11 protein-coding genes and 1 tRNA gene are annotated in these 8,361 nt (G+C 65.4%); 11 read left to right on the top strand and 1 reads right to left on the bottom strand.

All coding sequences use genetic code 11. The annotated features are described in order from the left end of the window. Nucleotides 1-295: 295 nt before the first annotated feature. Together AC0L3P_RS12340 and AC0L3P_RS12335 are read left to right on the top strand one after the other, a co-directional pair. Entirely contained in the window at nucleotides 296-805 is a 510-nt protein-coding gene (locus AC0L3P_RS12340; protein ID WP_473302046.1) for a hypothetical protein, read from the top strand. Between the two features lie 19 nt (nucleotides 806-824). Continuing rightward, the gene (locus AC0L3P_RS12335; protein ID WP_473302045.1) at nucleotides 825-1,649 is read left to right on the top strand and encodes an alpha/beta fold hydrolase; all 825 of its coding nucleotides are present in this window, start codon (nucleotides 825-827) and stop codon (nucleotides 1,647-1,649) included. A 6-nt stretch (nucleotides 1,650-1,655) separates the two neighbouring features. Here AC0L3P_RS12335 and AC0L3P_RS12330 read toward each other — a convergent pair whose 3' ends face one another. Beyond that, nucleotides 1,656-2,309, bottom strand: coding sequence for a TetR/AcrR family transcriptional regulator (locus AC0L3P_RS12330; protein WP_473302044.1), 654 nt, complete (start codon nucleotides 2,307-2,309; stop codon nucleotides 1,656-1,658). An 83-nt stretch (nucleotides 2,310-2,392) separates the two neighbouring features. Between AC0L3P_RS12330 and AC0L3P_RS12325 the strand changes: the two genes are divergently transcribed. The 9 genes from AC0L3P_RS12325 to AC0L3P_RS12285 all read left to right on the top strand — a co-directional run bounded on the left by AC0L3P_RS12325 (nucleotide 2,393) and on the right by AC0L3P_RS12285 (nucleotide 8,325). After that, a complete protein-coding gene (locus tag AC0L3P_RS12325; RefSeq protein ID WP_473302043.1) occupies nucleotides 2,393-3,331 on the top strand; it encodes an SDR family oxidoreductase in 939 nt (312 codons plus the stop codon). A gap of 26 nt (nucleotides 3,332-3,357) precedes the next feature. Then, complete coding sequence (locus tag AC0L3P_RS12320) at nucleotides 3,358-4,017, top strand: NAD(P)H-binding protein (protein ID WP_473302042.1); 660 nt, start codon at nucleotides 3,358-3,360, stop codon at nucleotides 4,015-4,017. An 80-nt stretch (nucleotides 4,018-4,097) separates the two neighbouring features. Further along, entirely contained in the window at nucleotides 4,098-4,535 is a 438-nt protein-coding gene (locus AC0L3P_RS12315; protein ID WP_473302040.1) for a DUF2948 family protein, read from the top strand. A 153-nt stretch (nucleotides 4,536-4,688) separates the two neighbouring features. Further along, nucleotides 4,689-5,984, top strand: coding sequence for a histidinol dehydrogenase (gene hisD / locus AC0L3P_RS12310; RefSeq protein ID WP_275172365.1), 1,296 nt, complete (start codon nucleotides 4,689-4,691; stop codon nucleotides 5,982-5,984). Further along, nucleotides 5,981-6,478, top strand: a complete 498-nt coding sequence (locus AC0L3P_RS12305; protein WP_007615473.1) for a UPF0262 family protein — start codon at nucleotides 5,981-5,983, stop codon at nucleotides 6,476-6,478. The genes hisD and AC0L3P_RS12305 overlap by 4 nt, the downstream gene beginning before the upstream one ends. 6 nt (nucleotides 6,479-6,484) lie before the next feature. Then, the gene (locus AC0L3P_RS12300; RefSeq protein ID WP_275172364.1) at nucleotides 6,485-6,952 is read left to right on the top strand and encodes an arsenate-mycothiol transferase ArsC; all 468 of its coding nucleotides are present in this window, start codon (nucleotides 6,485-6,487) and stop codon (nucleotides 6,950-6,952) included. A 156-nt stretch (nucleotides 6,953-7,108) separates the two neighbouring features. Further along, nucleotides 7,109-7,738: a Maf-like protein gene (locus AC0L3P_RS12295; protein WP_007597557.1), complete on the top strand. Its 630-nt coding sequence runs from the start codon at nucleotides 7,109-7,111 to the stop codon at nucleotides 7,736-7,738. 154 nt (nucleotides 7,739-7,892) lie between these two features. After that, entirely contained in the window at nucleotides 7,893-8,075 is a 183-nt protein-coding gene (gene yacG / locus AC0L3P_RS12290; RefSeq protein WP_473302039.1) for a DNA gyrase inhibitor YacG, read from the top strand. Nucleotides 8,076-8,249: 174 nt separating this feature from the next. Continuing rightward, nucleotides 8,250-8,325: transfer RNA gene (locus AC0L3P_RS12285), tRNA-Phe, on the top strand. The last annotated feature ends 36 nt before the right edge of the window (nucleotides 8,326-8,361 follow it).

Below are 8,361 nucleotides of genomic sequence, written 5' to 3'. Positions count from 1 at the left end.
CCCCCCGGGGGCCCCCGTTCCCCTCTTTTGGGGGCCCCCCCCGCGCGCCCGCTCTCACACCGGGGGGGCCGCTGCATTTGCATGCGAGAATCCCGGATTACGCTACGCTCCATCCGGGCTACGCACCACAAATTGCCGTCGTCTGTGACAGCGGTGCAAAGAATTCAGCCATGCATTTGTCGATTCGCACGACGACGCATGGCTGCGCACGGATGTGTGACGCCAGCGCATGTGGCAATCCGATGAGGACCGTAATATCAATCCCGATCTCAATGCGGAGAGTAGGAGAGATGTCATGGTTCTTGGGTTGAGCTTGTCCGCCTTCACGCTGGTTCATGTCATCATCAGCCTGATCGGCATCGCCGCCGGCCTCGTCGTGATGTTCGGCCTGCTCGGCTCGAAGTCGATGCCGGGCCTCACCGCGATTTTCCTGCTGTTCACGATCCTCACCAGCGCTACCGGCTTCCTGTTTCCGTTCAAGGAGCTGCTGCCGTCGCATATCATCGGCATCATCTCGCTGGTCCTGCTCGCGATCGCCTGCCTCGCGCTCTACGGCATGAAGCTCGCTGGTGTTTGGCGCCCGGTCTACATCGTGACCGCGATGATCTCGCTGTATTTCAACGTCTTCGTGCTCGTGATCCAGTCGTTCCTGAAGGTGCCGGCGCTCGCCGCGCTCGCACCCGCCGTGGCGCCGGCGCCGCCCGGAGGCCCCGTGTTCGCCGTAGTGCAGGGCCTCGTGCTGGTGTTCTTCGTGGTGCTCACCATCGGCGCCTGGCGCCGCTTCAATCCGATGGTGTTCGCCTGATCATTCAAGGAGCCTGACAATGCCTACCATCACCACCAAGGACGGCGTCGAGATCTTCTACAAGGACTGGGGCTCGGGTCAGCCGATCGTGTTCAGCCATGGCTGGCCGCTGTCGGCGGACGACTGGGACGCGCAGATGATGTTCTTCGTCACGCACGGCTATCGCGTCATCGCCCATGACCGCCGCGGCCATGGCCGTTCGTCGCAGGTCGCCGACGGCCACGACATGGATCATTATGCCGACGATCTCGCGGCCGTGACGGCCCATCTCGACCTCAAGAATGCGATCCATGTCGGCCACTCCACCGGCGGCGGCGAAGTGGTGCACTACATCGCGCGCCACGGCGAGAGCCGGGTGGCGAAGGCCGCGATCCTCTCCGCGGTGCCGCCGCTGATGTTGCAGACCGCCGCCAATCCCGGCGGCCTGCCCAAGAGCGTGTTCGACGATTTCCAGGTGCAGCTCGCTGCCGGCCGCGCCAGCTTCTACCGCGACATCGCGGCCGGCCCCTTCTATGGCTACAACCGTCCCGGCGCGAAGCCGTCGGAAGCGGTGATCCAGAACTGGTGGCGCCAGGGCATGATGGGCGGCGCGAAGGCGCATTACGACGGCATCGTCGCGTTCTCGCAAACCGACTTCACTGAGGATTTGAAGAAGATCAGTGTGCCGGTGCTGGTGATGCACGGCGACGACGACCAGATCGTGCCTTACGCCGATTCCGCGCCACTGTCGGCCAAGCTGCTCAAGAACGGCACGCTGAAGACCTACAAGGGTTTTCCGCACGGCATGCCGACGACGCACGCCGAGACCATCAACGCGGACCTGCTGGCGTTTTTCAAGGAGTGAGCGGCATCACGCCAATATCGCCCTGATCGCGTCGAAGGTGCGCTTGACGAAAACTTCTGGCTTCTCCCGCGCCCCTCCGCCGATCCAGCTCTCGCCACCGACGCGCATCGCGCCGGTGGCGATCATGGCGACCAGGCGTGCCTTCAGCTGGTCCGATTTGTTTTTGGCGCGCTGGGCGAGCCCTTCGGCCAGCGCCCGCTCGAGCTTTTCGTATTTGAGCTGATCGCGGGCCCGAAGCGCGGGATTGTCGCGCTTGAGCCGCGACATTGCCGCAGCCTCAGCCGGATCGATCCGCTTGAGCGCCGCCGCGATCGCGTTCTCCGCCGCGGTCAGCATGGTTTCGCCCGCCGGCCGCGCCACAACCTCCGCGACCAGCGCGGCGGCGGCGCCTTCCTGCCAGGCCGCGACCACGTCCTCTTTCGAGGCGAAGTAATGGAAGAAGCTGCGTCGCGACACGTCCGCCGCGGCAGCGATGTCGTCGATGGTCGTGGCCTCGAAGCCGCGCTCCAGGAATAGTGCCATCGCCCCGCGGGTCAACCGCTCGCGGGTCTCTTGCAATTTACGCTGGCGCAGGCCGGTGCCATCGGCGGATTTTGCTTCTGCCGGCAATGGCTTGGTGCGCTTGTTGATTGATTTCCCGGCGACCTTGGAAAGCTTCAAATCATTTCACCACTTGCAAAGTTGCACCCAGTGCACATTTAGAGCCGTCGCGGGGCTTTTCCCAGCCCCGACGGAGCTATCGCATGACCGACTGGACCACGGCAGACATCCCCTCCCTCAGCGGCAAGACTGCCGTCGTGACCGGGGCGACCGGCGGCCTCGGCTACGAGACGGCCATGGCGCTGGCGGGCGCCGGTGCCATCGTCATACTCACGGGGCGCAACGACGCAAAGGGTCTGCGCGCGATCGAGGGCATTTGCGAGCGCTTTCCCAATGCGCTGATCGCCTACGAGCATCTCGACCTCGCCAGCCTCGCCTCCGTTGCCGATTTTACCAGGCGCTTTGCCGCCGGCAACGAGCAGCTCGACCTGCTCGTCAACAATGCCGGCGTAATGGCGCTGCCGAAGCGGCAGCAGACGGCGGATGGTTTCGAGATGCAGCTCGGCACCAATTACCTCGGTCATTACGCGCTGACGGCGCAGCTGTTGCCGAAGCTTCGCCGGGCGAAGGCGGCTCGAGTCGTCAACGTCTCGAGCCTTGCGCACCGTTCCGGGGCGATCAATTTCGACGATTTGCAGGCTAAGCATTCCTATCGTCCGTGGCGGGCCTATTGCCAGTCCAAGCTGGCGATGCTGATGTTTTCGCTGGAGTTGCAGCGCCGCAGCCTCGCCGCCGGCTGGGGTCTGACCAGCCTTGCCGCACATCCCGGCTACGCGCGGACCGACCTTATTGCGAACGGGCCGGGTGCGAACACGTTCCAGTCGCGTGTGAGCCGGTGGCTGCAGCCTTTCATCAGCCAGTCTGCCGCGGAAGGCGCGCTGCCGACCCTGTTGGCGGCGACCTCGCCGGCGGCGCAGCCCGGCGGCTATTACGGTCCGAACGGGTTCTACGAATTGAAAGGGCCGCCGCGGTCGGCGAAGATCATGCCGCAGGCAAAGGATTTAGCCTCGGCAGCCATGCTGTGGGATGTCTCGGCGACTTTGACCGGTATATCCTTCGACGAGATCGCGGCCGCCGCATGAGCCGCGAGCCTGTCGGGGAGCTCCCGATGCAGATCATCATCTTCGGCGCGACCGGCATGGTCGGGCAGGGCGTCTTGCGTGAATGCCTGGTCGATGCCGGCATCGGCCGCGTGGTTGCGATCGGCCGCAGCCCGACCGGCGTCCGCCACGCCAAGCTCACGGAGATCACGCACGGCGATTTCACGGACTACTCGGCCATCGAAGCGCAGCTCACCGGCTTCGACGCCTGCTTCTTCTGCCTTGGCGTCTCCTCGATCGGCATGAGCGAGGAGCGCTACCGTCACCTCACCTATGACCTCACGCTCGCAGCGGCGACCGCGCTGGCACGGCTCAATCCACAGATGACATTCGTCTATGTCACAGGTGCCGGCACCGATTCCACCGAGCAGGGTTCGCGGATGTGGGCGCGGATCAAGGGCAAGACCGAGAACGATCTGCTCAAGTTGCCGTTCAAGGCGGCCTACATGTTCCGGCCTGGAGCGATCCAGCCGCTCCATGGTGCCCGCTCCAAGACCGCGTGGGTGCAGGCCGTGTATGCAGCAACCCGGCCACTGTGGCCGGTGCTGCGCCGGCTCTCGCCGCGGCTCGTCACCTCGACCGAGCAGATCGGCCGCGCCATGATCCATGTCGTCCGCGCCGGCTATCCCAAGAAGGTGCTGGAGATGGAGGATATCAATAGCCTCTAGTCCAGTGGGGCATTAGTTCTAAGGAAATTTCCCCGCCCGCGCGCGTTGAGCCCTGTCCGCCCGAAGGAGAAGCGCCGTCGATGTCCCCCCAGCTCAAACTAATCGCACTCGACGCCGACGACCTCTCCGTGATCTCGGCCCACGTTCAGGACGCCCGCGTGCAGCCCTCGGACATCATCTGGCGACAAAGCGAAAAGCGCCTGGTCGTCGGCATGAGCCGGTTGGACTGGGAGCAGACGCTGGACGGCGAGGCCGAGCCGCGCAGGCTGGTGGCCGCCCTCCGTTTCGACCGCGTGCTCGCGTGCAAGTCGCGCGACATCGACCTCGACGCGCCGGACACTGTCCTGGACCTCGTCGGCATCGAATTCCACGGCGAGGACGCCCCCGGCGGGAGCGCGCTGCTCCTGTTTGCCCAAGGCGGCGCCATCCGCCTCGACGTTGAATGCCTGGAATGCGAGCTGACTGATCTGGGAGCGGATCAGCTGGGGACGGGGTTGGAGGCTGAAGGGGAGGGGTGAGATGGCATGCCAAGGCCTCGCATTCCGCCTTCGCCAGGACGACGCCGGAGGGGAACGGCCCGGCCCAAGGGTTGACGCAGCTTCCCCGCCGCGCCATTGAGCAGGGGGCCTGGTGAGCCAAGCCGCGCCCCCAAAACCCAGTTAGAAGCCAAGATGCCCGTTCGTCTCGACCGCAGCAGCGCCGATTTTGACCAGCGATTCGGGGCCTTCCTCGCCGCCAAGCGCGAGGCCTCGGCCGACGTCGAGGCGGCCGCGCGTGTCATCGTCGACGACGTGGCGAAGCGGGGCGATGCCGCCCTGCTCGAGGCCACGGCAAAGTTCGACCGGTTGACGCTGGATGCCTCCGGCCTGCGCGTCACCGCCGCCGAGATCGAGGCCGCGGTGAAAGCCTGCGATGCCGCGACGCTGGATGCGCTCAAGCTCGCGCGCGATCGCATCGAGACCTATCACAGCCGCCAACTGCCGAAGGACGAGCGCTTCACCGATTCCCTCGGCGTCGAGCTTGGCTGGCGCTACACCGCGATCGAATCCGCCGGCCTCTACGTGCCCGGCGGCACCGCGGCCTATCCGTCCTCGGTGCTGATGAATGCGGTGCCGGCAAAGGTCGCCGGCGTGACGCGTCTCGTCATGGTGGTGCCCTCGCCCGACGGCAAGCTCAACCCGCTGGTGCTGGCGGCAGCGAAGCTTGGCGGCGTCACCGAAATCTATCGCGTCGGCGGTGCGCAGGCGGTTGCCGCGCTCGCGCATGGCACCGCGACGATCGCGCCTGTCGCCAAGATCGTCGGACCCGGCAACGCGTATGTCGCCGCGGCAAAGCGGCTGGTGTTCGGCAAGGTCGGCATCGACATGATCGCCGGCCCCTCGGAGGTGCTCGTCATCGCCGATGACACCGGCAATGCCGACTGGATTGCCGCCGACCTGCTGGCGCAGGCCGAGCACGATGCCAGTGCGCAGTCGATCCTGATCACCGATTCCGCGCGCCTTGCCGCCGATGTCGAAAAGGCCGTCGAGGCGCAGTTGAAGACGCTGCCGCGCGCTGCGATCGCAACCGCCTCGTGGGCCGATTTCGGCGCCATCATCATGGTGAAGAACCTCGACGACGCCATTCCGCTCGCGGATGCGATTGCCGCCGAGCATCTCGAGATCATGACGCAAGATCCCGACGCGCTCGCCGCAAGGATCCGCAACGCCGGCGCCGTGTTCCTCGGGCCGCATACGCCGGAGGCGATCGGCGATTACGTTGGCGGCTCCAACCACGTGCTGCCGACGGCGCGCTCGGCACGATTCTCGTCGGGTCTCTCGGTGCACGATTTCCTCAAGCGCACCTCGATCCTGAAATGCGGCCCGGACCAGCTGCGTGCGCTGGGTCCGGCCGCGATGATTCTCGGCAAGGCGGAGGGGCTAGATGCTCATTCGCGCTCGATTGGATTGCGCCTCAATTTGTCATGACCCAGCCGCCCGAACAGGACGACTCGCAGAATCGCATCGTCGGCGTCACGCTCGACGAGGACTCGATCGGCCGTTCCGGCCCCGACATCGAGCATGAGCGCGCGATCGCGATCTACGATTTGATCGAGCAGAATCTGTTCGCGCCGGAGGGCGCCGACGGGAAGGGCCCGTTCACGCTGCATATCGGCATCACCGGCAGCCGCCTGATGTTCGACATCCGCCGCGAGGACGGCACGCCGGTGGTCGCGCATCTGTTGTCCCTGACGCCGTTCCGGCGGATCGTGAAGGACTATTTCATGATCTGCGACAGCTATTACCAGGCGATCCGCACGGCGACGCCGGACAAGATCGAGGCCATCGACATGGGCCGCCGCGGCATCCATGACGAGGGCTCGCGCACGCTGCAGGAGCGGCTGAAAGGCAAGGTGCGGGTCGATTTCGAGACCTCGCGCCGGCTATTCACGCTCATTACTGTCCTTCATTGGAAGGGCTAAACGCGGATGGCTGCGCCCCCACGCGCACGCGATCCGCAATCGGTGCTGTTCGCTTGCGCGATGAACAGCGTGCGCTCGCCGATGGCGGAGAGCCTGCTGCGGCACATGTTTCCGCAAGGCCTCTACGTGAAGTCGGCCGGCGCCAGGCGCGGCGAACTCGATCCGTTCGCGGTGTCTGTGATGGCCGAGCTCGGCCAGGACATCTCCACCCACAAGCCGCAGACCTTCGAGGAGCTAGAGGATTGGGAGGGGCTGAATTTCGACCTGATCATCACGCTATCGCCGGAGGCGCATCACAAGGCGCTGGAGCTGACCCGCACGCTTGCCGCCGACGTCGAGTATTGGCCGACGCTCGATCCCACCACCATGGAAGGCAGCCGCGACCAGAAGTTGGCTGCTTACCGCGACGTCTGCGACCAGCTCCTGCTGCGCATCCGCCGACGATTTTCGAAGGTGGGCGCGGCGAACGGGTAGCATTCGGAGCCCGTAACACCCGCGTCACAGACTGCGGGCACACGCATCCTGTACCCGTCGAATCAGTAAAGTCCGGGTTCCCGGGTTGTGAAATCAGCCCCCGTCCGATAGGTTCCGCGCGCAATTCACCCCCTGCTTCATTCCCCAAATCACCTGATGCTCGGCCGCCCCAAATTCGTTCTCGCCTCCGGTTCGCCGCGGCGCCTGTCGCTGCTCAACCAGGCCGGCATCGAGCCGGACGCGCTCCGGCCCGCCGACGTCGACGAGACGCCGAAGCGGGGCGAGCTGCCGCGCGCCTGCGCCAACCGGCTCGCGCGGGCCAAGGCAGATGCGGCGCTCAAATCGGTGCAGCTCGACGACGAGCTGCGCGGCGCCTTCATCCTTTCCGCCGACACGGTGGTGGCGGTCGGCCGCCGCATTCTGCCCAAGGCCAACCTCGTCGACGAGGCCGCGCAGTGCCTGCGGCTGCTGTCGGGCCGTAACCACCGCGTCTACACCGCGATCACTCTGGTGACGCCGCGGGAGGCCTTCCGCCAGCGCCTGGTCGAGACCCGCGTCCGCTTCAAGCGCCTCTCGGAGGACGACATCCAAGCCTATATCGGCTCCGGCGAATGGCGCGGCAAAGCCGGCGGCTACGCCGTGCAGGGCATCGCCGGCTCATTCGTGGTCAAGATGGTGGGGTCCTACACCAACGTGGTCGGCCTGCCGCTCTATGAGACCACGACGCTGCTCGGCGGCGAAGGTTTCCCGATCCGCTTCGGCTGGCTCAACGCCACCGCCGTGTGAGCCGAAAAGCCGCTCCTGCAAAAATCGCGAAAACAACCCCATGCACAGTAGAATTGGCCCGCGGAAATCTGGCCGGGACGCCTGCGCGTCCGGCGGAGGAACCCCTTTGGCGACAGGCTCTTGAACTCTCTCACCGCGTGTAACTGAGCACCCTATGGACGACCAGGTGAAAAAGCCCGCAAGCCCCCTCAAAACCTGCCCGATCTGCGGCAAGCCGCAGTCCGAGGCCACCCGGCCGTTCTGCTCGTCGCGCTGCCGCGACGTCGATCTGAACCGCTGGCTGAGAGGCTCCTACGTCATCCCCGGCCGGGATGACGAGGCAGATGGGGAAGAATAATTGTGCATCATCAATTGGTTAATTGAAGAAATTGCCCGAACTGCGCTCCCGCAGCAGTTTTGTTCACAGCCGGGCCGCGCCCGGCGAAGCCTCTTGGCGAAGCCGGGTGGACAGGCAGCCTTCAGCCCACTATAAACCGCCCGCTCGATGGGCTTTGGCCCCTCTTTGGAGCACGCCCAGGTAGCTCAGTTGGTAGAGCATGCGACTGAAAATCGCAGTGTCGGTGGTTCGATTCCGCCCCTGGGCACCATTTTCGCCCTCCACGGGCAACACTTCCCCAGCGCCA

The organism is Bradyrhizobium sp. WSM4874, assembly GCF_055811835.1.
Note: the sequence above shows the minus strand (reverse complement) of the source record. Positions and strands in the feature narration are given on the sequence as shown.

Excerpts from the sequence above, each read along its gene's own strand:
- AC0L3P_RS12320 (WP_473302042.1), top strand. The coding sequence starts at position 3,358 with ATGCAGATCATCATCTTCGGCGCGACCGGCATGGTCGGGCAGGGCGTC.
- hisD (WP_275172365.1), top strand. The coding sequence starts at position 4,689 with ATGCCCGTTCGTCTCGACCGCAGCAGCGCCGATTTTGACCAGCGATTC.
- AC0L3P_RS12335 (WP_473302045.1), top strand. The coding sequence starts at position 825 with ATGCCTACCATCACCACCAAGGACGGCGTCGAGATCTTCTACAAGGAC.
- yacG (WP_473302039.1), top strand. The coding sequence starts at position 7,893 with ATGGACGACCAGGTGAAAAAGCCCGCAAGCCCCCTCAAAACCTGCCCG.
- AC0L3P_RS12315 (WP_473302040.1), top strand. The coding sequence starts at position 4,098 with ATGTCCCCCCAGCTCAAACTAATCGCACTCGACGCCGACGACCTCTCC.
- AC0L3P_RS12340 (WP_473302046.1), top strand. The coding sequence starts at position 296 with ATGGTTCTTGGGTTGAGCTTGTCCGCCTTCACGCTGGTTCATGTCATC.
- AC0L3P_RS12305 (WP_007615473.1), top strand. The coding sequence starts at position 5,981 with ATGACCCAGCCGCCCGAACAGGACGACTCGCAGAATCGCATCGTCGGC.
- AC0L3P_RS12295 (WP_007597557.1), top strand. The coding sequence starts at position 7,109 with ATGCTCGGCCGCCCCAAATTCGTTCTCGCCTCCGGTTCGCCGCGGCGC.
- AC0L3P_RS12300 (WP_275172364.1), top strand. The coding sequence starts at position 6,485 with ATGGCTGCGCCCCCACGCGCACGCGATCCGCAATCGGTGCTGTTCGCT.
- AC0L3P_RS12325 (WP_473302043.1), top strand. The coding sequence starts at position 2,393 with ATGACCGACTGGACCACGGCAGACATCCCCTCCCTCAGCGGCAAGACT.